Here is a 23,254-nt window from a genome sequence, read left to right as displayed (position 1 = left end):
CCATCCTGGCCGCCTTTCTCATGCTGTGAAGGGCTTAAATCACCTTCAGCGCCAACCAATACAGCCCGCCGGAGAGCAGAATCGAGATTGGCAGGGTCAGTAACCAGGCCAACAGGATGTTCTTCACGGTTTTGCTTTGCACGCCGCCGCCGTCCACGATCATCGTCCCGGCAACCGCCGAAGACAGCACGTGGGTGGTGGAGACCGGCATGCCGGTATAGCTGGCCACGCCAATCGACAGCGCGGCGGTCATTTGGGCCGACACGCCCTGGGCGTAGGTCATGCCTTTCTTGCCGATCTTCTCGCCGATGGTGGTGGCCACGCGTTTCCAGCCAACCATGGTGCCGAGCGACAGCGCCAGCGCTACCGCGACGATGATCCACAGCGGCGCATACTCAACGGTCTGCAGCAGATCCTGACGCAGGTTCTTCAGGAAGCGCTGGTCGGCCGCGGAGGTTTCCGGCAGTTTGGCGACCTTGTCCGCAGTGTCGGTGACGCACATCAGCAGGCGGCGCAGATGGCTGCGCTGTTCTACCGTCAGCTGGTCGTAGCTCTGCAGGTTGTTCAGCATGCCCTGCGTCAGCTCAATCGCCGGCATGGCGCGGGAGCTGTCGCAGTGGAACTCGACCGGCTGGTTAGGCGCGGCTTCCTGATCCGGGCTCGGTACCAGCGGCGTCAGGGACACCACGTGCGCCAGCGCGTCGCCGTGCTGCTGGTAATATTGCTGCAGGTGGGTGACGGCATCCCGCGTACGGGTGATGTCATAACCGGTTGCATTCATATTGACCACGAAGCCGGCCGGCGCAACGCCGATCAGCACCAGCATAATCAGGCCGATGCCTTTCTGGCCGTCGTTGGCGCCGTGCGAGAAGCTGACGCCAATCGCCGACAGGATCAGCGCGATACGGGTCCAGAACGGCGGCTTGCGTTTGCCGTCGACCTTTTCGCGTTCCGCCGGGGTCATGTGGATACGCTGGCGTTTCTTGGTGCCGCTCCAATAGCGGCGCAAGGCGAACACCATCAGCCCGGCGACCATCATGCCGACCAGCGGCGAGATGAGCAATGACAGGAAAATACCGATCATTTTCGGGACGTTGAGCGCATCCACCACCGAAGTGTGGGTCATCAGGGCGTTGGTTAAACCGACACCGATGATTGCGCCGATCAGCGTATGGGAGCTGGAGGCCGGCAGACCGAAATACCAGGTGCCGAGGTTCCAGATGATCGCCGCCAACAGCATGGAGAACACCATGGCTAATCCGTGTGCTGAACTGACGTTCAACAACAGATCGGTAGGCAGCAAATGGACAATGGCGTAGGCAACACTCAAACCGCCGAGCATCACGCCAAGAAAGTTGAACAAGCCCGCCATGACGACCGCAAGTTGCGAACGCATGGCACGGGTATAGATTACTGTAGCAACCGCATTGGCCGTATCATGAAAGCCGTTGATGGCCTCATAAAACAACACGAACAACAATGCGAGAATTAACATCAGGCCGGTATGGAAATCCAGGCCAGCGAACAAATGCAGCATAAGCGTTACGCCAGGTTTGTGGACATGAACGCCGCGCATTATCAGTGACAACCGGGCCCGGGGAAAAGGAAAATATGACGTTTTTTTGATTTAAATATGACGAATTGACGTCAGCGTCGTGACAAACATATTTAATATCAGCCTGTTATGCTCATCTGACCTCTGTAATATTTTCTTACTATGGCGTTGGCGGCGCTGGGGCCTTACAATCGGCCACCGTGAATTTAGCGGTTACCGGCGGCGAAACGGCGTAACATGGCGCTCTTTTGTCGCGATTGTGGTTTTTACACCCAAAATAATTGGAGTTGCGGCAAGCCAGCCAGGGGCTGCGGCTTCAAGTATGCGGGGGATATACAGAGAGGCGCAGGTGGAACAGTTTGATGTCGTAGTAATAGGTGCGGGCGCCGCGGGCATGTTTTGCGCCGCGCAGGCGGGGCAGCTCGGCCGCCGGGTGCTGCTGCTCGACAACGGCAAAAAACCGGGCCGCAAGATCCTGATGTCCGGCGGCGGACGCTGTAACTTCACCAATATGTACACCGAACCGGCGGCCTATCTGTCGAATAACCCGCACTTTTGCAAATCTGCGCTGGCGCGTTACACCCAGTGGGATTTCATCGATCTGATCAACCGCTACGGCATCGCCTATCATGAAAAAACCCTGGGGCAGCTGTTCTGCGACGATTCGGCGCAGCAGGTGGTCGAGCTGCTGGTCAAGGAGTGCGAGCTGGGCCAGGTGACGACGCGCCTGCGCAGCGAGGTGCTGAGCGTGGAAAAAACCGAACAGGGTTTCGAGCTGGCGCTGAATGGCGAAAAAGTAAGCGCTCGCTCACTTGTGGTGGCCAGCGGCGGTCTTTCGATGCCGGGGCTGGGCGCGTCGCCGTTCGGCTACAAGCTGGCGGAGCAGTTTGGCCTGAACCTGTTGCCGACGCGCGCCGCGCTGGTGCCCTTTACCCTGCATAAACCGCTGCTGGAACATCTGCAGACGCTGTCCGGCGTCTCAGTTCCGGCGGTGATCACCGCCGAAAACGGAGTCAGCTTCCGCGAAAGCATCCTGTTCACTCACCGCGGGCTGTCTGGCCCGGCGGTATTGCAGCTTTCCAGCTACTGGCATCCTGGCGAGCATGTAAGCATTAACTTACTTCCGACGCTCGATCTGGCGGCCTTCCTCGACGAGCAACGGCGGGCGCACCCCAACCAAAGCCTGAAAAACACCCTGGCGCTGCACCTGCCGAAGCGGCTGGTGGAGTGCCTGCAGACGCTGGGGCAACTGCCGGAGGCCACGCTGAAGCAGCTGAACCCGGCGCAGCAGGCGGCGCTGGTGGACAGCCTGCAGAGCTGGCGGGTGCAGCCGAACGGCACCGAAGGCTACCGCACCGCGGAAGTGACGATCGGCGGCGTCGACACCAAAGAGCTGTCCTCCAAGACCATGGAGGCCGGCAAGGTGCCGGGCCTGTACTTTATCGGCGAAGTGGTGGATGTGACAGGGTGGCTGGGCGGTTACAACTTCCAGTGGGCCTGGAGCTCGGCCTGGGCCTGCGCGCAGGCGCTGGCGGCGGTCGACGGCTGATGGCCAGCGCCCTCGCTCCCGCGCCGCGGCGGGCTCCGCGTCGCAAATACGCCGGCAGTGCGCTCTCGTTGAAGGGGGCGACGCGCAGTACGATGTGATCGATTTGCTGCAGGCTGAATGGGCGCAGGGTTTTATCCTCGGGCGGATGCGTAATGACTCGGCATGTCAGGCGCCGTCCTCGTCGCACATCCTTGCCACCCTCTCCTCCAGCGCCGCACGCGCCGCCGCCTCGAGCGCCGGGGCGGCGGCCGCATTCTCCGCCAGCAGGGTTTGCAGGCCGACCAGCCAGTCGTAGATATAAAAGGCGGCATGCGTGGCCGCCGTCGGCGCCAGCTTGGTCAACCGCTGCTGATTGCCCCAGTCGACCGCCGGCTGCGGCGGCGGGCTAAATATCGGCCGGCCGTGATTGATGCGGCTGGCGGGGCGCGACGCCGCATCGCGTTGCTGGAAGCCCAGCCAGGCGACGAAATCGCCCAGTATCGCCAGCGCCTGGCCAATCTGCCGGTCCTCGCCCGCGGCGGCGGCCAATGCGCGTTCCAATGCGGCGTCAATCTCCAGCCGGCCGGCGGCGGTAATCAAGGCATCGGCCAACAGTTCCAACTGGGGTTTGTCGACGCCCAGCAGCGCCGACAGTTGGGCGTTATCCGGCAGATTGCGCAGGTGATTGACCCACTCCGCGAACACCCGCTGGGCAAACGGCGAGCCGCCATGCGCCGCCGGTGCGGCGGCGGGCTCCTCGCCGAACAGGTCGACATCGACGCCGAACGGCGGGGCGGCGGCCACCGGTGCGGGCATGAGGGGCTGCGGCTGTGGGTACAACCGGCGCAGCGCATCGCGCTGCGGCAGCAGCCATTCCAGCAGTTCGCCATGCGCGCCGGCCTGCGCCTGCAGTGCGCGCAGCAGGCGCCGGGCGCGCTGCGGGTCCGGGCTGGTCAGCCAGTTGCCGAGCAGGCTGTCTTTCAGTTCGCGCCGCAGCTCTTGCCGCCGTTCAAGGATGCGCGCCTGTTTTAACGCCGGGCGCGCCTGCTTGGCCAGATAAGCCGCCATGCGGCGGCAGTCTCGCTCGTCCGTCGCCAGCAGCGTCGCCCAGCTGTCTCCGGGCTCGCCGACGTGACGCTGAACGGCGTCGTCAGGCCGTTGCTTCCCTTCCCGGCGCGCGTCGAACGGCGTGATGGCCCAGATCAAGCCGGGCTTGCGGCGGCTGCGCACCCCGGCGCTTTCCCCCTGCGTTTGCTCGACCCAATAGGCGAGCGCCTCGCCCGTTCGGCCGGCGTCCTGCGGCCGGTCGACCGCGTCGGCAATCAGCAGCAGGCTGGCATGCAGCCCTTCGGCGCAGCGCGCCAGCAGATCGGCGCGTTTCGTCTGCTGCAGGCGCTGCGTCGGCTCGGCCCCCGGGCAGTGGGCGCTGGCCGGGATATCGAGCAGCTCAACCCCGGCCGGCAAGCCGGCGGGCAGGGGCACCGTCACCTCGGCGGCCAGCCACGCCAGATCGGCCTGCGAGACGTTTAGCGCGGCACCGCTCTCCGTCAGCACCGGCAGCGTTGCCCCGGCTGACGCGCCGAGGGCGCAGGCCGCTTCCGGGGCCTGCAGGCGCGCGCTGCAGCCCAGCGCGTGCAGCGCATAGGCCAGCTGACGATAGTGCGCCGTCAGCCGCGGATCCTCGCCCCACAGCGGCGCGAACAGCCGGGCCCGATCGTCGATGCTCAGGTGGGGCGCCAGCGCGACGGCCTGCGGCCAGAAATGGCGGTCCAGCGCCGGTTGCCATTTGCCGCCGTGGCGGCGGATGCGGTCCCACAGCGCTACAACGGCGTTGCTGTCCATGCCGTCAACGGCCATCGCCTGGCGGTGGCGCGCCAGCGCCTGCAGGCGAGCGGCGATGGCGCGCGCTTCGCCCTCGGGGCGAAACCCGTCCATTAACGCGGCGCCAATCGTCATGCCAAGCAGCTGCGTTTCATCAAGCAGGGTGATGGCGATCGGGTAAGCGGATGAGGCCCGAGCCGCGGAGCCGGCGTAGCGCACCGTCAGCGCGGCGTCCCCGCCCAGCGGCTCGGCGCCGGGCGCCAGCGCCGCCAGCAGGTGCCTTTTGGCGGCGAGGTTATGGCCATAGAGGCCGATGGCGACGGGCCGCTGCGCGGCGTGGTCCAACAGCGTCGCCCGGTTGTAGCAGCGCCGCAGGCGCAGCGTCAGGCTGTCGGCTTCCCGGTTCAGGCGGGCGGAGCCTTGCCGCGCCGCCGCCAGCCAGTCAATCGCCTGAAGGATGCCGCCGCTGAGCCGCGAGGGGGAGGGGATAGGTTTCATCTGGTATAAATGCTCCCGCTGTCTATCCAGTAATGGGCGGCGCCGGAGGCGCTGGCAGCCAGGGTATTGAGTTTCAATTGCAGCTGGTGCGCGGGCACCGGCGTGCCGTCGGCCAGCAGGGCTTCGGCGATCTCGACGCCTTCGGCGCCCTGCTCGGCGCTGCCGGTGACGGCCAGCCTCAGGCTGATCACCGCATCGCCGGCCAGCCTGCGCGCCAGTTGGGCATCGGCGATGGTGAGCGTATACAGCGGCGATGCCGGCCAGCGCGGGTTGTCCAGCTGGCGGAAACCCAGGCGCAGCGGGCCGCGCAGCTGGAAGCGGCCATGGGGATCCAACGTAAAGTCGGCGCGGTCCAGATCGATGTCGCGGTAGTAGACGTTATCGTCCGCCAGCATGTTATTGCCGTCCAGCATGCCCAAATGGCGCAGGGTGGAATAGGGCTGGAAATCGCCGACGTTGAAGTAAAAGCTCCCCAGGCGCAGGCCGCTCGCCAGCAGGCACAGCATGGCGCCCACGGCGGCGGTGGATTTGGGGTTGGCGATGCGCCCGCGTTGGTTAAACGGATACCAGCTGCGGGTATGGTAGCCCTCCAGCGGCAAAATGCGGCTGGCGGGCAGCGGCTGCAGGCGGCGCAGCAGGGCCTGCACGCCGGGGAAGCGCGTCGGGCGGCCGGTCAGCAGCAGCACATCGCAGGCGTACAGCGCCACCACCTCGCAGAGCAGCCGCAGGCAGCGGCCGATGCCGACCCGGTCGGACAGAAAAGCGGCGTGCAGCGCGCCCAGGCGGATCACCAGCGGGGTCTGCAAGATGGCGAAGGCGGCGCCGATTTCGCGTTGCACCTCGCCGTCGATAAACGCCAGTACCTGCGGCGTCGGCGCTTGCGGCAACAGCTCGCCGAGGCTGGCGGCGATCTCGGCGCGGGCGTCCAGCGGATCGTAATCTTCATACGCGCAGAGCAGGGCGCGCCCGGCGGGCATGAATATCTGCAGCGCGGCCTGCTGGCGCAGGGTGGAAAACCCGTCCATGCGGCCTTCGTTGCCGAACAGCTTGTCCATGACGGCCGCCGGCGCGGCGACCCCGGCGTCTTCGAGCGCCTGCTGTACCGCGGGCAGGATAAACAGCCGGATGGTATCCAGCAGAATATCGTCACCGGCGACTTTAAATCCTTCGCGGAACAGCAACCGCGGATTGATCTTGATGTTGTTGCCCACGCCGTCGTCCAGCGCGTACTGGGTGATGGCCAGATCGGTGGTGCCGCCGCCGATGTCGATGGAGGCGATGCGCAACGTTTTGCCCGCCTGTTCTCCCGGCGCCGGCGGGCGGTCCGGCCTGGCCATGGCGGCGAAAAAGGCGTCGGTGCGGCCGGCGTAGTTCATCTGCGTTTCGTTATACAGATAAACCATCTGCCCGCAGGTGGCCTCGTCCCATTCCATATGCACCTGCGGCACCGCAACGCGGGTTTGCTCGCCGTCGAACGGCGCGTCCAGCGGGTGCCAACCCATGGCTTTCCACACCAGGCCGATGGCTTCCCGCATGCGGCGGCGGAAAATCTCCCGCTCGGGCTTCGGCATCGCCGAAGGCAGGGTCAGGATAATGGCGCGCAGGCGGCGCGGAGCGGCGGCGTTGGGCATTTTGCTCCGCTGGGCGACGCTGTTGATCTGCATCAGCGCCTGCGCCAGCAGTTCGGTCAGCATCAGGCTCATGACCGCGCTGCGGCTGTAGTGGGCGGCGAATACCGGCAGACGTTCCGCCGCAGGCAGCGCGGACAGCGGCACGCCTTCGTCGTTGATCAAGCCGGTCAGCGGCGCCGCGGCGGCCATCGGCTCTTGCGGGCCGTTGAACCGCCAGCCGGGGGCGTAGCGCTCTTCGTCCCACAGGTAGCGGCGCGGGCTGGAAATGCCGGTGCTGCCTTCAGTGCCCCGCCGCCGCTGCGCCAGCTGCACCGCCTCGCGGCCCACCCGGACGATAGCAGGCCAGACGAAGGCGTCGTCGCGCCCGCTTTGGAACGAGAGGTGGGCCTTGCCGAACGAAGCCTGGGCGAATTCGACCCGGCTTTCGAACAGCTCGTTGTAAACGCAGTGCGGTGCGGACAGCGAGCGCAGTTGCAGTTCATAGGTCTGCTTCAGGCCGTTGTTTTCTTCCGGATGATCCTCGACCAGCACGCCGCAGGTGTGGGAGTTGCCGACGTCCAGGACCAGATCCACGTCGACCGCCGGCTGCTGCAGCGTCGCGCCGACGATTTTTATCTGCGGCACCGCCAGCTGGTGGCCGAGCATGTGCAACAGATTGAGGTAGTGCGCTTGATATTCGAAGGTTTTCAGCCCGGCGTTAAGCGCGGCTTCGTCGCGCTGTTCCCGCATGACGGCGCGCTGGGTAAAGGCTTCGCGCAGCCAGCCGTCCACCCAGGTGTGATCGAGAAACTCGCCCAGCTCATGGTTGCGGTGGGCCAGCGCGAAGTGCAGGCCGGTCGCGAGATCGCGCTCGCTCGGGGCCAGTCTCTCCTGGCCCGGCGCGGCGAGGCGGGTATCGAAGGCCAGCACCACCCGCAGCAGATTGCCGTCCCGATCGGGCGCGTCCAGCTGCGCGATTTGCATCCGCGCCCAGTTATCCGGCCCGGCTAAAAACGCCCCGGACGGGGTGTAACGGAAGAACGGCAGCGGCAGCCAGATTTTATCCAGCAGGCTCAGCGATTGCTGCAGCGAATAGCCGAACTCCGGGCGCACCACCTCGGCGGCCTGCCCCGGCTGGGCGGGCAACAGGTATTTCTCGCCGTCGGCATCCCACTGCAGGCGCAACAGCGGGCCGCTCGCCGTCTGGCGGACAAACTTGCCCGCCACGTCGCCATCGGCCGGTATCAGGGCAAAGTCCAGAAACTGAATACCGCTGTCCTGGATCAGCGTAACGGCTTGCGGGTAATCCGTAAGGGGTGCCGGCATCATTTACTCTCGCGCTTGAACGTCATGGGGTAAACCGTATCCGCACCGTAGCGGCCGCTGCACGCCGCCGGCCCGGTGTCGTTTTGCCTGCAGACGATTTCCGGCAGCGGGTAGCGGCTGCCGTCGCTGCAGCGCGCTTTGGCGCGGCTGTTGATCACCAGGTTGCCCGACGGCATCAGCCCGGCCTCGATCGGCGCCCGGCAGGTGACGGCGTCGCCGTGGGTAATGCTGGCGGTGCCTTTGCCGCCGTTCAGCCGGTATTGCAGGCTGGGGCGTTTGCCGGTCAGGGGATCCTTCAGCGCCACGGTGGCGCGCCATTTGCCGTTAAGAAAACGGGTCGAACCGGCCTTGACCGCGTCGGCGGGCAGCACCAGCGAATGTTTATCCGCCGGCGTCTGGGTGGCCGGCGCGGGGGGCGGCGGCATCAGCGTCGCGTGGGCTAGCGGCAGCCGTGGCCTGAACGCCGGCGCGGTCGGGCGGGGCTGCGGAGCCGCGGGTTGCGCCACGGCAGGGTGAACCTGCGGCCGGCTCAGCCAGCCGGCCACGGCCAGCAAGGCGGCCAGCATCAGCGCAGGCCAGACAAAACGGCGCCGGCGAGGTTGCGCCGGCCTGATGATTTCAGTCGCGGGTGCGGGCTGGGCGGCGGGTGCCGCTAATGGCCGCGGCGCGGCGGCGATCGGCGCCGTTTTTTCCGTTGGCGGTTCGGCAGGGCGCAGGCAGGCCAGCGGATCGTCCTGGCGCTGGGCCTGCGGCCGGATAAAGCCCCAAAAGGTCAGCACCGGTTTATCGTCGACCAGGTAGACATGGTTTTGGTCCGGGATCTGCATCGCCTTGGCCAGCAAGGCGCCGAACAGACGCTGGCTGGGGTGATCCGTCGCCTGCGCCTGCGCCGCCAGGGTGCGCAATGTCTCCAGGCTGCGTTCCAGCCGGCGCAACGCCTGCGCGCGTTGATCGTCGCTCGCCGCCAGCCAGGAGGTGACCTTCCCCGGGAAGGGGGCATACCAGTCAATGCGGGTGCCGGACTCGTTCGGCTGGGGGATGGCCAGGCAATCGGCGGCCTGCTGCCGTTGGCGGATGCGCAAGGTTTCCCGCAGCTGCGGCGCGCAGGCATAAACCGGTTGCCCATTTTCGCCCAAGGCAAGCACATCATCCAAACTGCCACTGCGTAAAAAGGGTTTCACCACGGCAAAAAACCTTGTCCTGTTCCGCTAGACGCATAAACGACCATGGTAACCCGCGCCGCCCGCGGTCAAACGGCCAAGGACAGGCGTAAAAACCCGCGTCTTTCGCCGCTATCGGCCGGATCTTGCCGATACTGGTCTGGCGATAATCTCGCTATCCGGATCTGTCGCTGTACCGCTTTATCTGAAGAATAAGGGGAGCCGGGCGGTTAGCCGGCGCGCGATTTTCTCATTCAATATGACAGCGTCTCGCGGGTTGCCGACATGCGGCATGCCTCAGGCGTACGGAGTGGTAGCGGAATGAACGGTCAGTCAGAAAAAACGCTCGTGGTCGCCGGCCTTGCACGTTCAGAGGGAGGGCGCCCGACTCAGGGCTGGGTCAACGGATTTTTGGGCATGCTTATTTTCAGCGGATCGCTGCCCGCCACCCGGGTGGCGGTGCTGGAGCTGGATCCGCTGTTCCTGACGGCGGTCAGGGCGGTGATCGCCGCCCTGCCGGCGCTGTGCGCGCTGCTGTTCACGCGGCAGCCGCGGCCGGGGCGGGGCGACCTGCCGGCGTTGCTGTCTGTGGCGGTCGGCGTGGTCATCGGTTTTCCGCTGCTGACGGCGCTGGCGTTGCAACACGCCACCTCGGCGCATTCGCTGGTTTACATCGGCCTGTTGCCGCTGGCGACCGCCTGTTTCGGCGTGCTGCGCGGCGGGGAGCGGCCCAAAGCCGCATTTTGGGCGTTTTCAGTGCTGGGCGCCCTGTTGGTGGGCGGTTTTGCGCTGAGCCAGGGGGGCGGCGGTGCCGGGGTGGGCGATGCCCTGATGGTGGGGGCGATACTGCTGTGCGGCCTGGGCTACGCGGAAGGGGCGGTGTTGTCGCGCCGCCTCGGCGGCTGGCAGGTGATCTCGTGGGCGCTGGCGATCGCTCTGCCGCTGACCTCGGTCGCGGCGCTGCTCACGGCGCCGAACGGTTGGCCGACGATCGGCGGCGCGGCCTGGCTGTCGCTGATCTACGTTTCGGTATTCAGCATGTGGATCGGCTTTATCTTTTGGTATCGCGGCCTGGCGCAGGGCGGCATCGCCGCCGTCGGCCAGCTGCAGCTGCTGCAGCCTTTCTTCGGGCTGGCGCTGGCGGGGCTGGTGCTGCATGAAACCGTCCAGCCCGCGATGATCGCCGTGATGGCCGGCGTGTTGGCGTGCGTGTTCGGCGCCAGGCGTTTTTCTCGTTAGGGCGCAGGGGCGGCGCAGGCGCGGATGACCTGCCCAAGCTTTTGCACCGCCTGGTCGACCGCGCGATCGCTGTGGCCGCCCAGCCCGAGCACCAGTCCGGGCTTGCCGTGGCCGACGGCATACATCGGCGAAACGGCGCGCAGCGCCAGGCCGGCCCGGTTCGCGCGCTCGGCCACCTGCAGATCGTCGAAACCCGCCTTTAACCACAGCACCGTATGCATACCCTGATCGCAGGGCTGCAGCCAGGCCAGCTCAGGGTCGAGGTGGGCGTCTATCGCCGCGATCAGCACCCGACGCTTCTCCGCATAAACGCCGCGCATTTTGCGGATATGCCGGTCCAGATACCCTTCGGCGATAAAAGCGGCCAGCACGTGCTGATCGGCGCTGGGCGGATGGCGGTCCATCAGCATTCTGGCACCGCAAAAAGCGTCGACCAGCGGCGGGGGAACGATGGCGTAGCCCAGCCGCAGCGAGGGGAACAGCACTTTGCTGAAGGTGCCCAGATAGACGACCCTGTCGGGATCCAGCCCTTGCAATGAGGGAAACGGGTGGCCGGCATAGCGCATCTCGCTGTCGTAATCATCTTCAACGATCCAGGCCTGCCGTTCCCTGGCCCAGGCCAGCAGGGCGGTTCTTTTGGCCATGCTCATCGGCATGCCGAGCGGATATTGATGAGAAGGGGTGACAAAGGCGGCGCGGGCCTGAGCGGCGAGCCCGGCGCCGGCGGCGACGTCGATGCCGTCGTCGGCGATGGGCACCCTGATCATGCGGCGGTCCCTGAAGACGTTGTCGAAAATGGCGGTAATGCCCGAGTAGGCGGGATCTTCAACCCAGGCGGCGTCGCCGGCGTCCAGCAGTATTTGCGCGGCCAGATAGAGCCCCTGCTGGGTGCCTGAGGTAATAATGATTTGCTGCGGCGTGCAGCTTACGGAGCGGGAGCGGCGAACGTATTCGCAGAGGGCCTCGCGCAGCGGCAGTGCCCCCATGGGATCGCCGTAACCCGACGGCGCGCCCGGCCCGCGGGCGCGAATGCGGTTGCCGAGCCGGCGCCAGATATCGTCCGGCGCGGTCTCGCCGATGGGCACCGACACGGCGAAGGGCACCGGCGGCAGAGGGCGCACCTGGGCGGCGAAACGGGCCAGGCGCTGCGCTTGCTCCGCCAGCGGCGGCGCTGCCGCCGAGGGGGACTTTGCGGGGGAGAGGCGCACCCTGCGCGGCGCCAGCGAACCGGCCACCCGGGTGCCGGATCCCGGCTGCGGTGCGAGAAAACCTTCGGCGGTCAGCTGGGCGAAAGCCTCCAGCACGGTGCCTCTGGCCAGCCTGAGCGCCGCGGACAACCGCCGGGTGGAGGGCAGCAGATCGCCCGCCTTCAGTTCGCCCTTATTGATGGCGGCGCGCAGCGCCTGCGCCAGCTGCTGGCTCAGCCGCCCCGCCTGGCGATCGAGCTGACCGATGGCGGGAACTTCAACGACCCTGGCTTTTCTCGGCATCATTCCGGTCCATTGCTTATGAATAAAGTCGTGAACCAAAGTAAACCACTATGAGGTTGTTGGCGACAGCCCCGCTCAACTGGCCGGGCGTGATGCCGCGCCGGCCAAGAACATCGTCACTGCAGCGTGCACCATCTCACGGATACGCGGCAAGCCAACCGGCTGTAAATGCCGCTGGAACACGCGCATGTCGATCTCTGCGGTGAGCAGTGAAAGAAACTGGGTTGCCTTAAGGTGAGGATCGGCCAGGCGCAGCTCCTTGCGGTCCATTGCTGCAGACATCACCACCGACAGTTTTTCCACGCTTTCACGCGGACCGGCCTCGTAAAACAATGTGCCGATATCCGAATGGCCGGACTCGGCGACCACCATGCGATAAACCGCCATCGCGCTGTTGTCGTTGGTCAGTACCAGCAGCATCTGTTCGCCGAAGCGCGTCAGCGTCTGCTCCAGCGTTTCCTTGCCTCGCTTTTCATTCATCAACTCTGTGGCTGCTTCGGAAAGGTGCTGGGTGGCATGTTGACGAACAACAGCAGTAAATAGCTCTTCCTTGGATGAAAAATAGCCGTAAAGCGTCGCCTTGGAACCGCCGACGCGTTTCGCCAGTTCGTTCATCGAGGCGCGTTCGTAACCCATTTCCTGAAACAGCAGCGCCGCTTCTTCTACGATGGCGTCGCGGCGCGCGTTGGTCCGTACTTTCATCATCTCTCCTGCAGACAAACCGGAAAATTGCACAAAAAAAGACATCTTCTTGACAAGCGAAGAATATCAATGCAAAACTCAACTGTACAGTTTTGTTTTGGCGGTGTCGTATTCAACGTTATCGCTGTATAAACCGCCGGGAGCAGCACTGTATGGACCGTTAAGGTCGCATATTCGGGCGTACGCAGCGGGCCAATATCGTCGCTGAAACAGCACGTTCTGACCGATATTGGTGGCATTTTCTTCTACAGGATCACCTAAATGTTCGTATACCTCAAGGTTTCTCGCCCGGCGATATTAGTGCTTGCCGTTGCGCTGGCCGGCTGCGCCGGAACAGCACCTGTCCGCTATGCCGATATCGAATCGTCATCACGGTTGATGCCCAATGCAGACGATCAATCCGACCGCATTCCTTACCGTTACTCCACCCCGGTGGACTGGAAAAAATACACCGGCATCATCATTGAACCTGTTGTTATTTATCAGGGAGCGGACAATCAGTTCGGCGATGTTTCGCCGGAGGACCGCAAGGCGCTGGCAGATTATATGCACAGTAAGTTCAGTGAAGCGCTGCGCCCCCGTTTCCGTGAGGTCAGCGCCCCCACCGGAGATGCTATCCGCCTGAAGCTGACGCTGACCGGGGCGGACACCACTACGCCTTTTGTCGGCACCTTCACCAAGTTTGATCTGGCGGGTGGGCCTTACAACATCGTGCAGTCTATTCGCGGTAAAGAAGGCATGCTCAACGGATCGGTAAATTACGTCGTCGAGATTTATGACGCTTCGACCCAGCGCCTGCTCAACGCTTACGTGGCCAAGCAATACCCGAACGCCATGAATGTCGGTGCCAGCATTGGTTCGTTGAGCGCCGCTGAAGTAGGGCTCGATAAAGGCGCCGAAGAGTTGGCCGAGATCCTGAAGTAATAAGGCTAACGCGACTCAGAAATAGTCAGTCAACGTCGGGGAAAACAGGTGGCCTCTGTCGCCTGATAATAAAAAATGAAACGGATAACCGGAGTTCAAGCCGGTTATCCGCTTTCAACGCCTTGTCAGGACATTGTTCCCATTAATTTATGAAAACTTTCTCTCATCTGGTGGTTTGTCGGCATTGCGACAGCGTATATCGCTACAGGCAACTGAAGGTGAATGACGAAGCCCGCTGCCTGCGTTGCCGCGCCACGCTTTATCGTGACGGGCAGATCAACACCACTCGGATGTTGGCACTGACACTGACCGCAGCCCTCGCTTTTACGCTGGCTAACGTGTTTCCGGTGGTCGGCGTCAGCTTCCATGCGGTGCAGAATGCCGCCAGCGTCTGGCAGACCGCCGTTGCGCTAGCTAACGGCTCAACGATGCCGCTGGCGGTTTGCATGGTGTTTCTTCTGATGGTTGCGCCATTACTGCAAATCACGCTCTTCGGTTGGGTGATGCTGTTTGCCCATCTTGGCCGTAGCGCCCCGGGTTTTGTTGGTGCGATCAGGTTGCTGAAAGGGTTACGCCCCTGGAGCATGGTTGAAGTCGGTTTGCTGGGTTTTTTAGTGGCCGCCATTAAGCTGTCCGGTTTTTTGCAGGTGGCTCCGGGCCCCGGTTGCTGGGCCATGGCGGTATTGATGTTGTTAATTGTCATCATTGGCAATCAGGATCTTCAACCTTTGTGGCGGCTGATGCCGACGCGAACACATCAGGTAGGCATTGACCATGAATAGGCCGCTGTATGCCCGGCAATTGAATGTGGCCGGCTGCTTGACCTGCGGGTTGGTATGCCGCGACCTCTCCCGTTGTCCGCGCTGTCGCACTCGGCTACATGATCGGCGGTCCGACAGTTTGGTGCGGTCATGGGCTTTACTTCTCGCCGGCATCATATTCTATCTTCCCGCCAACGTTCTGCCGGTGATGCACACCAGCCTGTTCGGCAAGGGCGGTGAAAGCACCATCATGGCTGGGGTGATTGATTTTTGGCGAGCGGGTTCCTATGGCATCGCTCTGGTGATATTTGTTGCCAGCGTGGTTATTCCCTGCATGAAGTTCCTGAGCCTCATCCTGTTACTGGTGGCTTCCCAGCGCCGAAGCGCCTGGGCGATGCCTGAAAGGGCAAGGCTTTACCGGCTGGTCGAAGGGATCGGTTATTGGTCGATGCTGGATGTGGTGGTAGTGGCCGCTGTGTCGGCACTGGTGCAGTTTCAAACGCTGAGCACGGTCGAACCCCGCAGCGGCATCCTGTTTTTCGGCTTGGTGGTCATCTTGACCATGTTGTCCGCCATGGCCTATGACCCCCGTCTGATTTGGCAAGGTGATGATGATGAATAAACTGCCTTCACTGCCTGATGTGATCCCGCGTCGTCGTTGGCCGGCACCAATCTGGTTGGTGCCGCTGGTCGCATTGCTGGCCGCGGTGTCGATGCTGGCCCATACCTGGCTCGCCACCGGCCCGGAGATCACCATTATCTTCCAAACCGCCAACGGCCTGGAGCCGGGGAAAACGGCGGTGAAATATAAAGACGTGACGGTGGGCACCGTCAAAGGCATAACGCTGGGTGGCAACGACTCGCAGGTGCTGGTTACCGTCAGCCTCAATGAAAACGCAGCCAATCTGGCTCGCGCCGACACGCGTTTTTGGGTAGTACGCCCACGCGTCGGCATCGGCGGCGTAACCGGTATCGATACCCTGCTGTCCGGGGCCTATATCGGAGTAGACAAGGGGACCTCAAACGACACCCGTCGCCACTTTACCGGGCTTGAATCGCCGCCGGCCATCATCAATGGCATGCCGGGCTCTCGGTTTGTGGTGCAGACCGACGATTTAGGCTCGCTTGATATCGGCTCTCCGGTCTATTACCGACGAGTGCAGGTGGGGCGGATTGCCTCTTACCGACTGAGCGAAGACGGTAAGAGCGTCAGTCTGCAGGTTTTTATCGATTCACCCTACGATCGTTTTGTGAAGCCGAATTCACGCTTCTGGAACGCCAGCGGGCTGGATATTTCGGTTGGCGCCAACGGTTTTCGACTCAGAACGCAAACGGTCGGCGCCATTATAGCGGGTGGCATCGCCTTTGCTACGCCGGACAGCTCTCCGGCGACGATCGGGCCGACGGTTGGGTACGTGCTGGCTAAAGATCAGGAGTCCGCCCTGGCTGCGCACGATGGCCCGCCGATCCCGTTCAAACTGCGTTTTGAACGATCGCTGCACGGCCTGGAAGTGGGGGCCGCAGTCGAGTTCTCCAGTATTAAAATAGGACGGGTGGTGTCGATCGATTTAGATTACAGCCCCAAAGGCTACCGTTTTCCTTCGGTGGTCGGCATTGAGGTTTACCCTAACCGGCTTGGCAACGTGTTGAGCAAGTTGCCGAAACCGACCCAGGGGCTGGAGCTGGCGACGGCGGCATTTACCCGGGATTTGGTCGAGCACGGCCTGCGCGCCCAGGCCACGCCGGGCAACCTGCTCACCGGACAGCTTTATATCTCGCTGGATTTCGTGCCGAATGCGGCCAGAGTGCCTTTTGACATTCATGCGCGCCCGTTGATGTTGCCGACCGTCAACGGCGGTTTGGACAAGCTGCAAGAGCAAATCGCCAGCATTGTCGGAAAGGTAGATAGAATGCCGCTGGCATCCATCGCACAGCATCTGAACGCCACGCTTTCCGGTATGGATAAAACGCTGCAACAGGTCAATGGGCAGACGCTGCCTGCCGCGAACCAACTGCTCAGGCAAATGAATCAGACGACGCAAATCGCACAGGATCTGCTGGCGGAAGACTCGCCGTTGATGCTGGTGTTTACCCAGTCTTTACAGGAAGCGCTGCGCGCCATGCGTACGGTGCGCAATCTGGCCGATCAACTTGGCCGCCATCCAGAGTCACTGCTGTGGGGCCGCTCCGAGGATCCCCCGAAGCCCAATGAAGGCAACGATTATTCTTCCCGACAAGGTTCGAAAAAATGACCTCACCCTCCCGGCTCTGTTTGCTGATATTCATGGTTTCGTTGGCCGCCTGTTCCTCGCCGTCGGTGCATTACCATACGCTGGTTGCGCCTGCGGTCGAGCCGCCGCCGCTGCAACCCGCCCCGTTTTTGATTGCCGTGTTGCCGGTCGGTATCCCTCCGCAGCTTGATGTCCCGCAGTTGGTGGTACGTCAGGGGCAGGGCGGCGCCATGCTGTTAGAGAATGAACGCTGGCTGAGCCCGCTTGGCGACGAAGTCCGCAGCGCGCTTTCCGCCGCGTTGACGCAACGCCTCGGCACTGAGGACGTCGCCGGGCTGGTCCACACTGCGGAAATCCCGACGGTGAAGGTACAGCTCCAGATACGGCGTTTTGATACCTGGCCCGGGCGAACCGTCGAGTTTGAGGCGGGCTGGGGTTTGAGCTTGCAGGGGCGCAGGCTGGTATGCGGCAGCCGTCTGACGCTGGCTGTTCAACCGGGTTATGCGGCGATGTTATCGGCTCAGCAGCAGGTTATCGCCAAATTGGCGGATCAGATTGCCGCCACCGCGCGCTATTGGGCGGTAGATGACGGGAGCCGTTGCAGGCAATAACGGCAAGGCGAATTGGCTAATCAGTCCGACAGAGACATTTTATTGACAGCAGTATGAATTCAATGCAAAACTAAACCGTACGGTGTTTTTATTGAGCGGCTGCCTGTCCATCGGGTGGTAATCGTCTGAATAAGCCGGTGGCCTGGCAACGCTATCAGGATGATGACGGGTCAGCGCCACTTAATACCCTGATAATAAAATCCTTAGGGCGTAACCATGAAAACTGCGCTTTCTGAATTGAATGTCTTGATCGCCAGCTTTGCAGACCAGCCATTTCAGTCGAACGCCGGTGATAACCTTGTTCGTGCAGCGAAAGCCGCGCAACAGCTTCTGCCGTTTATGCAACAATCGGGCATTGTCGACGCTGAACTCGGCATTGCCGCATTTATCGCTGATTTGCTGCATCTGCAGCACTATCGGCATCTCAATAATCAGAGCGAGCAGACGATTGACCGGGTGGTTCAGCTGGCGTTTCTGCATTTTGACGTCGACACCAGACATCCTTAGATCCCCCGGATAGAATTATGCTCCCGGTATTGGCGATGCGGCGGATGCGCTCGAGGCTTCTGGTCAGAAGCCCCGCGCAGCCTTAATTCAGCCCCATCTGATTCAACAGCATTTTGTTCAATTCGCTGCTCTTGCGGACGTTGAGCTTGCGCATCGCCGAGCGTTTGTGGGCGCTGATGGTTTTCTGGCTGCGCTGCAGCATGCCGGCGATGCTGCAGGCGGACATGCCGGTGCTCATCAGCCGCAGCACCTTTTTCTCGCAGCTGCTCAGCGCGGCGATGCGGCACTGCTGGCATTTCCACAGGCCGGCGGCGTGCAGCGCCACCCAGGGCTGCTGGCAAAAACGTTCCAGCGCCATCTGCAGCTTGTTGCGAACGGCGTAAACGGAATCGCGCCGGTGAATGCTGAACAGCGCCGGATGGGCCTGCCAATGCCGCGGCGCATGATCGTCCAGGATCAGCACGGTCATCTGCCGGTGCCGCGGCGTCTGATACGGGCTCTGGTAGCAACAGGCGCAGCCCCAGCGATCCTCCAGGGTGCGGAACACCACCTCAACGCCCTCCAGACGCTGCGACTCGAGGGGGGCCAGCTGAGGGTACAAGCGGTGGCATTCATTCAGGGCGTGCAGATAATCCTGCAGCAGCGAACGCAGCCCCTGCTGATAAAAGTTATCGCCGTCGAACAGGGTGAATCGGATATCGGGCATGGGTTACTCCTCAAAGCGTCCGTCGTGCGGGAACAGCCGACGCGCCTGCGATTGCAGCTGCGCAGCCCGTTGGGGCTGTTGCAGCAGCCGGCTGACCCGGATCAGGTTGAAGTAGATGTTGGCTTCCGGGCGCACGCGGATTTCGTTCTCGGCCCAGCGCCGGTAGCTCCGCAGCGCGGCCGCGTCCCGGGTGCGCGGGTACTGCAGCAGCAGCCGCAGCTGGCTGTCGAAGTCGTAACGGGTTTGCCAGGGCGTGGGCGAAATAACCTGATTCATGGGAGCGAACTGCCGCAGGCCCGTTTTTTCTACGCGGGTGATGATCAGCGCGCTGTGCAGCCCATTGAGCATATAAATCAGCATCAGCGCCGCCGATACGGCCGCCGCCCCGCGCAACGCCCGTTGCGCCATCGGCGGCAGGCGGCAGCGGCGGCGAAGGTCGCCGGCGCGCAGTATCGCCAGCAGCAGCACGGCGTGCGCGGCGGAAAGATACAGCGGGTATTCCACCATCATATGCAGCAGGATAGGCAGGGCCGCCTGCCAGGGCGCAGGGCGCAGCGGCCGGGCGCGCCGACGCAGCAGGCGCCACAAGCCCCAGCCGATGACGCCGACGCCGCACAGGCTCAGCAATCCGCCCTCCACGCCCCACAGCAACACTTCATTATGCGGATGGGTGACGCTGACGCTTTCCATGCCGCTGCGGTGGTTCTGGTAAAAATGATGCAGGAAATCATGCCGGAAGTGGCCATAGCCCCAGCCGAACCACGGACGCTCGGCGATCATGCGCACGGCTTCCTGCCAATAGGCCAACCGGTAGAAGATCGGCTCGGCCACGTCGATGGCGCGGGTGGCGCCATTCAACGCCACCAGGGCGAACCCGGCCAGCGTCCCGGCGGCCAGCAGCCACAGGGCGTGGCCGGCGCGGCGGCGGTTGAGGCGATGCAGCATCAGCCATTGCCACGGGGCCAGCAGCACGGCGGCCAGCAGGCCGGCGCGCGAGGCGATCAGGATCAGTAACAGCGGCGCCAGCGTCAGCATGGCCCCGCCCAGCAGGCTGACCAGCGGCGACAACCGCCCGCGGCGGCTCAGCAGGTACAGCGCCAGCGCCAGGCCGGTGGCGATAAAACTGGCCATCAGATTCCACTGCTGGAAAACGCCGTAGGGGCGATTCTTCAGGGTGTCATAACCGAAGCCGTTGCCCGGCTGCAGCAGGCTGTACTGCGCCATGCCCAGCAGCGCTTCGATGACCGCCGCCGCCAGCAGCAACGTCAGCAGGCGGCGGCGTCGGCGTCGGTCGAGCGGAATTTGCAGCAGCGCGAGGTAGGCCATGACGCCGAGCCCCAACCCCAGCAGGCGCGGCAAGGCCTCGCTCAGCCAGGGCTCGGCGGCCCAGCAGGCGGGCAATAATAAAATCAGGCCGCCCAGCGCCAGTCGGTTAAAAAAGCCGGAGACGGCCAGCGGCGGCCGGCTGAACAACATCGCCCCGAGAATAAACAGCGCCATAAATAGGGCGCCGACCATATTCCACGGCAGATAAAAACCGCTGCCGCCGCGATTGGGCCAAGACAGGTGCATGGCGATCAGGCAATAACCGGCCGCCAGCCCGAATAGCCAGGCCGTTTTTTGTTGGGACATATCGCTTTTCCTGAAGACGCCGGGCTTATTGGTAAGCCAGCACGAAGTTGGCCACCGAGCGGAATTCGCCTTCGGTTATGGTTTTATTCTGGATGGCGCTCGGGTGGCCCTGCACATAGGCGGTGAAATTCAGCACGTTGGGCCCGTTCTGCAGCGCCACCGCGCTGGTGGCCCGGTTCAGATCGATATCCGCTCCCTGGTGGTCGAACAGCGCGATGGCGGCGCCGTTGGTGCCGTTGTTGATCGCCAGCTTGCCCGGCAGCTCCGGGTCCTCAATGCCGCTGAAGGTGACGTTGACCGACTTGAACACCGCCGTTTTGCAGTCGGTCAGCTTGATGTTGAACGGCACCGGCGTGGTGTGGCCGTAGCGGTACAGGGTTTTGACGATCACCGTGCCGATCTCCACCAGCTGGTCGGCGGACTGCGGCTCGATGTTGCACGGCCGGCTCACCACGGTGCCGTGAAATTGCAACGGCGAGCCGATCAGCTCGGTATCCGCCGTGGCCGGCAGGGCCGCAAACCACCAGGGCGCGCAGCTCAGCAGCGCGAAAGCGCGTAGACGCATCTTGAGTTTCTCCCTCAGTTACTGGAATGCCGCCACTATGGTGGCCGACGCGTTGAATTCCCCTTCATCGATCTCCTTGCCGCCGTTGGCCAGCGGCGCCGCCACCAGATTCCAGGAGCCGCCGTTGCCGATATTCGGCACCGGATAAAATTCGTTCGGGACCACCAACTGGCCGTTATGCTTTATCTGGATGCCCAGATCGTTCTTGTCGGTTTTGAACGCGTTAGTGCTAAAAGAGGCCGCGGTGCCGGAAACCGCCAGCTTGATGTTCAGGGTGCCGTCTTCGAAGCTGCCGCCCTCGCATTGGAAGCGCACCGGAATGTTTTGCGGGTAGCTTGCGCCGTTCAGGTTGCTGCCGCTGATTTCGCCGAATTCCACGTTGATCAGCTGGCCTTCGTTGACCACGCATTTGTCCGGCACGTAGAGGATGGCGGACTGGATGAACACCTGCGCCATCGGATTGGGGCCGAAGCCGCCGTCGAGAGAGCCTAACCGGCCGTACATCTCGATGATCTGCCGGTCGTTGATCTGCACGCCATTGATGATCTTCTTGCGCACCCGGAAGGTGATGCGGCCTTTTGAACCGCTTTCGTAGTTGTTGATCTGCGCATAGGGCGGGGTGCAGGCATGCTGGCTCAGCAGGTTGGACTCGTTATAAAACGGCACGGTGACATAGGCCTTTTTATTGCCGGCGATCCACACCTCGGCCTTCAGGTCGAGAAAGTCGTTCAGCTGCAGATAGCCATTGCCGTAGTCGGAAGCGGGCAGCGCCGAGTCCGATTTGTAATAGTGCGGGCTTTTGGGGATAGGGGTATCGCAATAGGCCTTGCCGGTATAGGTGCCGCCTAATGAATAGGTAAACAGTTTGGTAAACCCCACCTGGTTGGTGATGTTGGTTTCATTCAGATCGATATAAAACTGTTTCGGGCCGCCGTCCGGCGTCACGTAGCCGTTGGCCCAGGCGGCAGGGGCCGCCAGCGTTAACGCCAGCGGCAGACAGAATTTAACGTATTGGTTTTTCATCGGATCACGAGCCTCACAGGTAGATCACCTGAATGTGCGCCACGGCGGCAAACCCCGCCGCCATCACCGCCCGCTGGGTGGACTCCACGCTGGCGCTGAACCACAGGGTGTTGCTGCCGGGTTGCAGAATATAGGGACGGCTTTGCTGATTGAGCGCCAACGCGCGGCCCTGCTGATCCCTCAGCCGCAGGCCGATGCCTTGCGCGCCGCCGTTCAGCTTCAGCAGCTGCGGATTGGCGATGTCGCTTTCGCCGAGGAACACCAGCGTGGCGGCCTGTTCGCCCTGCAAATAGAGCCGATTGGCGTCGCCGTTGCGCGGCCCGGCCGGGTTATCCGCCAGCGCGCGCGCGCCCAGCAGGCAATTGCGGAAGGACAGACGGAAGCGCACCGGCGCGCTCCGATCGCCGGCGTTCTGGAAGTCGCGCGCGTTGACCTCGCCGAGATCGATCGACTGATCCTGGCTATCCGGCGCCAGGCTGCAGGGGGCGCTGAGCAGCCCGCCGTAAAAACTGACGGTGCCGGTGGTGCCCTGAACCACGCCCAGCGGCGTCGCCGCCGTGGCGGATCCGCCGCACAGCAGGGCGCAAAGCAGCAGGGGCCGCAGGCGGCCGGTGAATTCAGCCATGCCGTATCTCCTTATTTTTTATCGGGCACGGCGGTGCAAACGCTGCCGTTGCAGGCGAAGCGCAACTCAGGGTGGCCGCCGTAGTCATTGATATAAGTGACGACAAAGCCGCTCAGGCCGTTATCGCGCAGCTTGATGCTTTCGCTGGATTTCGGCTTCAGCATCAGCGGCTGAAAGTCGCCGATCGCGCCGCCGCCCTGCTTCTGCGTTTGGCGGGTGATGCCGGTCAGGGTGATGTAGAACGGCGTCGGGTTGTCGATGGTGAAACCGCCGCCGCTTTTACGAAACACCAGCTTCTCCTGCCAGACTTCGCCCTTGGGGGCGACGATGGCCTTCGGCCGGTAAAACAGCTTGATTTGCGTCTGCAGCGCCAGCTGCATGACGTTGGTTTTGCCGCTTTTCGGCGGGATTTCGCGCAGGTTGAAATAGAACACCGATTCGCGATCCTGCGGCAGACGCTCGGCCTCCGGCGTTTTGGTGATGCGCACCACGCTGCGCTCGCCGGCCTCCACCCGCTGCAGCGGCGGCAGCACCACCAGCGGCGAGGTGATTTTCCGGTGCTGCTCATCCTCCAGCCAGGACTGGGCCAGGAATGGTAGCTCTTTGTTTTCGTTAACGATATTCAGGCTGATGGATTTGGCGTCGCTCAGGTAGACGGCGCGCGTGCGATCCAGCGAGATCGCCGCATTGGCCGCCGGCATGGCGGCCGTCAATGCCAGGCCGGCTGCGGTCAGTATTGC

The 23,254-nt window shown here is 63.1% G+C and carries 20 protein-coding genes; 8 read left to right on the top strand and 12 right to left on the bottom strand.

What is annotated here, in order from left to right:
• Positions 1 to 34: 34 nt before the first annotated feature.
• Positions 35 to 1,537, bottom strand: coding sequence for an inorganic phosphate transporter PitA (pitA, locus tag D7I37_RS06050; RefSeq protein ID WP_061799566.1), 1,503 nt, complete (start codon positions 1,535 to 1,537; stop codon positions 35 to 37).
• A 367-nt stretch (positions 1,538 to 1,904) separates the two neighbouring features.
• Here pitA and D7I37_RS06045 point away from each other — a divergent pair, with 367 nt between their 5' ends.
• On the top strand, positions 1,905 to 3,104 hold the full coding sequence (locus D7I37_RS06045) for an NAD(P)/FAD-dependent oxidoreductase (RefSeq protein ID WP_061799565.1): 1,200 nt from the start codon (positions 1,905 to 1,907) through the stop codon (positions 3,102 to 3,104).
• 165 nt (positions 3,105 to 3,269) lie between these two features.
• On the opposite strand, the gene D7I37_RS06040 is transcribed toward D7I37_RS06045, so the two are convergent.
• The 3 genes from D7I37_RS06040 to D7I37_RS06030 are packed head-to-tail and all read right to left on the bottom strand — an operon-like array spanning position 3,270 to position 9,522.
• The gene (locus tag D7I37_RS06040) at positions 3,270 to 5,402 is read right to left on the bottom strand and encodes a virulence factor SrfC family protein (protein WP_129543451.1); all 2,133 of its coding nucleotides are present in this window, start codon (positions 5,400 to 5,402) and stop codon (positions 3,270 to 3,272) included.
• Positions 5,399 to 8,338 (bottom strand): virulence factor SrfB, encoded by a 2,940-nt coding sequence (locus D7I37_RS06035; RefSeq protein ID WP_129544752.1) that lies wholly within the window; start codon positions 8,336 to 8,338, stop codon positions 5,399 to 5,401. The genes D7I37_RS06040 and D7I37_RS06035 overlap by 4 nt, the downstream gene beginning before the upstream one ends.
• Complete coding sequence (locus tag D7I37_RS06030; protein ID WP_061799562.1) at positions 8,338 to 9,522, bottom strand: SrfA family protein; 1,185 nt, start codon at positions 9,520 to 9,522, stop codon at positions 8,338 to 8,340. Before D7I37_RS06030 ends, D7I37_RS06035 begins: the two co-directional genes overlap by 1 nt.
• 297 nt (positions 9,523 to 9,819) lie before the next feature.
• Here D7I37_RS06030 and D7I37_RS06025 point away from each other — a divergent pair, with 297 nt between their 5' ends.
• Positions 9,820 to 10,737: a DMT family transporter gene (locus D7I37_RS06025; RefSeq protein WP_061799561.1), complete on the top strand. Its 918-nt coding sequence runs from the start codon at positions 9,820 to 9,822 to the stop codon at positions 10,735 to 10,737.
• Here the strand turns inward: D7I37_RS06025 and D7I37_RS06020 are convergent.
• Entirely contained in the window at positions 10,734 to 12,227 is a 1,494-nt protein-coding gene (locus D7I37_RS06020) for a PLP-dependent aminotransferase family protein (protein WP_129544751.1), read from the bottom strand. The genes D7I37_RS06025 and D7I37_RS06020 overlap by 4 nt on opposite strands.
• Before the next feature lie 75 nt (positions 12,228 to 12,302).
• Positions 12,303 to 12,929, bottom strand: a complete 627-nt coding sequence (locus D7I37_RS06015) for a TetR/AcrR family transcriptional regulator (RefSeq protein ID WP_129544750.1) — start codon at positions 12,927 to 12,929, stop codon at positions 12,303 to 12,305.
• A gap of 261 nt (positions 12,930 to 13,190) precedes the next feature.
• Here D7I37_RS06015 and D7I37_RS06010 point away from each other — a divergent pair, with 261 nt between their 5' ends.
• From D7I37_RS06010 to D7I37_RS05985, 6 genes are all read left to right on the top strand, one after another.
• Positions 13,191 to 13,853: a DUF3313 domain-containing protein gene (locus tag D7I37_RS06010; RefSeq protein WP_126026949.1), complete on the top strand. Its 663-nt coding sequence runs from the start codon at positions 13,191 to 13,193 to the stop codon at positions 13,851 to 13,853.
• A gap of 149 nt (positions 13,854 to 14,002) precedes the next feature.
• Positions 14,003 to 14,635 carry a paraquat-inducible protein A gene (locus tag D7I37_RS06005; RefSeq protein ID WP_126026948.1) on the top strand — a complete coding sequence of 211 codons (633 nt, stop codon included), beginning with the start codon at positions 14,003 to 14,005 and terminating at the stop codon, positions 14,633 to 14,635.
• Positions 14,628 to 15,236, top strand: a complete 609-nt coding sequence (locus D7I37_RS06000) for a paraquat-inducible protein A (RefSeq protein WP_126026947.1) — start codon at positions 14,628 to 14,630, stop codon at positions 15,234 to 15,236. Before D7I37_RS06005 ends, D7I37_RS06000 begins: the two co-directional genes overlap by 8 nt.
• Entirely contained in the window at positions 15,226 to 16,866 is a 1,641-nt protein-coding gene (locus D7I37_RS05995; RefSeq protein ID WP_371415257.1) for an intermembrane transport protein PqiB, read from the top strand. The genes D7I37_RS06000 and D7I37_RS05995 overlap by 11 nt, the downstream gene beginning before the upstream one ends.
• Complete coding sequence (locus D7I37_RS05990; RefSeq protein ID WP_129543450.1) at positions 16,863 to 17,456, top strand: membrane integrity-associated transporter subunit PqiC; 594 nt, start codon at positions 16,863 to 16,865, stop codon at positions 17,454 to 17,456. Before D7I37_RS05995 ends, D7I37_RS05990 begins: the two co-directional genes overlap by 4 nt.
• Before the next feature lie 216 nt (positions 17,457 to 17,672).
• On the top strand, positions 17,673 to 17,963 hold the full coding sequence (locus D7I37_RS05985) for a hypothetical protein (protein ID WP_126026942.1): 291 nt from the start codon (positions 17,673 to 17,675) through the stop codon (positions 17,961 to 17,963).
• A gap of 82 nt (positions 17,964 to 18,045) precedes the next feature.
• Here D7I37_RS05985 and D7I37_RS05980 read toward each other — a convergent pair whose 3' ends face one another.
• From D7I37_RS05980 to D7I37_RS05955, 6 genes are read right to left on the bottom strand one after another with little or no spacing between them, the layout of a single operon-like run.
• A complete protein-coding gene (locus D7I37_RS05980) occupies positions 18,046 to 18,669 on the bottom strand; it encodes a LuxR C-terminal-related transcriptional regulator (protein ID WP_061799560.1) in 624 nt (207 codons plus the stop codon).
• Positions 18,670 to 18,672: 3 nt separating this feature from the next.
• Complete coding sequence (locus tag D7I37_RS05975; protein ID WP_129543449.1) at positions 18,673 to 20,301, bottom strand: PglL family O-oligosaccharyltransferase; 1,629 nt, start codon at positions 20,299 to 20,301, stop codon at positions 18,673 to 18,675.
• A gap of 25 nt (positions 20,302 to 20,326) precedes the next feature.
• The gene (locus tag D7I37_RS05970) at positions 20,327 to 20,866 is read right to left on the bottom strand and encodes a fimbrial protein (protein WP_061799556.1); all 540 of its coding nucleotides are present in this window, start codon (positions 20,864 to 20,866) and stop codon (positions 20,327 to 20,329) included.
• Between the two features lie 18 nt (positions 20,867 to 20,884).
• Positions 20,885 to 21,889, bottom strand: a complete 1,005-nt coding sequence (locus tag D7I37_RS05965) for a fimbrial protein (protein ID WP_061799554.1) — start codon at positions 21,887 to 21,889, stop codon at positions 20,885 to 20,887.
• 13 nt (positions 21,890 to 21,902) lie between these two features.
• A complete protein-coding gene (locus tag D7I37_RS05960) occupies positions 21,903 to 22,514 on the bottom strand; it encodes a fimbrial protein (RefSeq protein WP_061799552.1) in 612 nt (203 codons plus the stop codon).
• An 11-nt stretch (positions 22,515 to 22,525) separates the two neighbouring features.
• Positions 22,526 to 23,215: a molecular chaperone gene (locus D7I37_RS05955; RefSeq protein ID WP_231922189.1), complete on the bottom strand. Its 690-nt coding sequence runs from the start codon at positions 23,213 to 23,215 to the stop codon at positions 22,526 to 22,528.
• Positions 23,216 to 23,254: the final 39 nt, after the last annotated feature.

The sequence above is a fragment of the Serratia sp. 1D1416 genome (assembly GCF_003641105.1).
Classification (GTDB): domain Bacteria; phylum Pseudomonadota; class Gammaproteobacteria; order Enterobacterales; family Enterobacteriaceae; genus Serratia; species Serratia ficaria.
Note: the sequence above shows the minus strand (reverse complement) of the source record. Positions and strands in the feature narration are given on the sequence as shown.

Bases quoted from the DNA above. Each gene is read 5' to 3' on its own strand.
- pitA (WP_061799566.1), bottom strand. From the start codon at position 1,537: ATGCTGCATTTGTTCGCTGGCCTGGATTTCCATACCGGCCTGATGTTA.
- D7I37_RS06040 (WP_129543451.1), bottom strand. From the start codon at position 5,402: ATGAAACCTATCCCCTCCCCCTCGCGGCTCAGCGGCGGCATCCTTCAG.
- D7I37_RS06035 (WP_129544752.1), bottom strand. From the start codon at position 8,338: ATGCCGGCACCCCTTACGGATTACCCGCAAGCCGTTACGCTGATCCAG.
- D7I37_RS06025 (WP_061799561.1), top strand. From the start codon at position 9,820: ATGAACGGTCAGTCAGAAAAAACGCTCGTGGTCGCCGGCCTTGCACGT.
- D7I37_RS06020 (WP_129544751.1), bottom strand. From the start codon at position 12,227: ATGCCGAGAAAAGCCAGGGTCGTTGAAGTTCCCGCCATCGGTCAGCTC.
- D7I37_RS06015 (WP_129544750.1), bottom strand. From the start codon at position 12,929: ATGAAAGTACGGACCAACGCGCGCCGCGACGCCATCGTAGAAGAAGCG.
- D7I37_RS06010 (WP_126026949.1), top strand. From the start codon at position 13,191: ATGTTCGTATACCTCAAGGTTTCTCGCCCGGCGATATTAGTGCTTGCC.
- D7I37_RS06005 (WP_126026948.1), top strand. From the start codon at position 14,003: ATGAAAACTTTCTCTCATCTGGTGGTTTGTCGGCATTGCGACAGCGTA.
- D7I37_RS06000 (WP_126026947.1), top strand. From the start codon at position 14,628: ATGAATAGGCCGCTGTATGCCCGGCAATTGAATGTGGCCGGCTGCTTG.
- D7I37_RS05995 (WP_371415257.1), top strand. From the start codon at position 15,226: ATGATGAATAAACTGCCTTCACTGCCTGATGTGATCCCGCGTCGTCGT.
- D7I37_RS05990 (WP_129543450.1), top strand. From the start codon at position 16,863: ATGACCTCACCCTCCCGGCTCTGTTTGCTGATATTCATGGTTTCGTTG.
- D7I37_RS05985 (WP_126026942.1), top strand. From the start codon at position 17,673: ATGAAAACTGCGCTTTCTGAATTGAATGTCTTGATCGCCAGCTTTGCA.
- D7I37_RS05980 (WP_061799560.1), bottom strand. From the start codon at position 18,669: ATGCCCGATATCCGATTCACCCTGTTCGACGGCGATAACTTTTATCAG.
- D7I37_RS05975 (WP_129543449.1), bottom strand. From the start codon at position 20,301: ATGTCCCAACAAAAAACGGCCTGGCTATTCGGGCTGGCGGCCGGTTAT.
- D7I37_RS05970 (WP_061799556.1), bottom strand. From the start codon at position 20,866: ATGCGTCTACGCGCTTTCGCGCTGCTGAGCTGCGCGCCCTGGTGGTTT.
- D7I37_RS05965 (WP_061799554.1), bottom strand. From the start codon at position 21,889: ATGAAAAACCAATACGTTAAATTCTGTCTGCCGCTGGCGTTAACGCTG.
- D7I37_RS05960 (WP_061799552.1), bottom strand. From the start codon at position 22,514: ATGGCTGAATTCACCGGCCGCCTGCGGCCCCTGCTGCTTTGCGCCCTG.
- D7I37_RS05955 (WP_231922189.1), bottom strand. From the start codon at position 23,215: ATGCCGGCGGCCAATGCGGCGATCTCGCTGGATCGCACGCGCGCCGTC.